1 protein-coding gene is annotated in these 1,155 nt (G+C 48.5%); it reads right to left on the bottom strand.

From position 1 onward, the window contains the following. On the bottom strand, positions 1-1,076 hold a 1,076-nt coding region (locus tag R8269_RS25390; RefSeq protein WP_318222934.1), incomplete at its 3' end, for a sodium ion-translocating decarboxylase subunit beta. Between the last annotated feature and the right edge of the window lie 79 nt (positions 1,077-1,155).

The raw sequence follows: 1,155 nt of genomic DNA, 5'->3' as shown, positions 1-1,155 counted from the left end.
GCTACGTTTGGTCCCATCGCATGCATCAACAAGAAGTTTTGAGGGTTTGCATCAAGCCCGACTTTGTTCACCACACGCGCAGCCATAGGTACGGCAGACACCCCTGCCGCGCCAATGAGTGGGTTGATGTCCTCTTCTGAGAACTTATTAAGAAGCTTAGCCATGAGAACACCTGCGCCTGTACCGATACTGAACGCTACAGCGCCTAGACCAAGAATGCCTAATGTTTCCAAATTTAAGAACTGGTCAGCTTGCAGTTTCGAGCCAACCCCTAAACCCAAGAAGATAGTCACAATATTGATCAGTTCATTTTGTGCAGTTTTCGATAAACGATCCACCACACCCGCTTCACGCATCAGGTTACCGAGACAGAACATACCAACCAATGGCGTCGCAGAAGGTAGGAACAGAATCGTCATCAACAGCACGGCCATCGGGAAGAACACTTTTTCCCACTTACCAACATGACGAAGCTGCGCCATTTTGATTTCACGCTCTTCTTTGGTAGTCAGCGCTTTCATAATTGGCGGTTGAATGATCGGAACTAATGCCATGTAGCTGTATGCCGCTACCGCAATCGCCCCCAATAAGTCTGGCGACAACTTGCTGGCCAAGAAGATCGCCGTTGGACCATCAGCACCACCGATGATGGCGATCGATGATGCATCTGCCATCGAGAATTCCATCCCTGGCACAAAGTTAAGCAAAATCGCCCCAAACAAGGTCGCAAAAATACCAAACTGCGCTGCCGCCCCTAACCAAAGTGTTTTAGGGTTCGCGATCAATGCGCCAAAGTCCGTCATCGCACCAACGCCCATAAAGATCAACAATGGGAAAACTCCCGATTCGATCCCGATATAGTAGACGTAGTACAACAAACCGCCCGGCTCAGTGAAGCCCGCATTAGGAATGTTAGCTAAGATAGCGCCAAAGCCAATTGGCAATAAAAGTAATGGTTCAAAGCCTTTACGAATCGCTAAAAACAACAGCGTACAGCCAACCAGCATCATGCAGATTTGGCCAAACTCAAAGTTAGCGATCCCTGTTTCTGACCATAAGGTCATCAATCCGTCCATGATACTCCCTTACCCCAAACTGAGAAGAGGTGCACCAACGGTAACTGCATCACCCTCTTTTACGTTCAGTTCTTGAACG

It is taken from the genome of Vibrio sp. Vb0667 (assembly GCF_033391095.1).
Note: the sequence above shows the minus strand (reverse complement) of the source record. Positions and strands in the feature narration are given on the sequence as shown.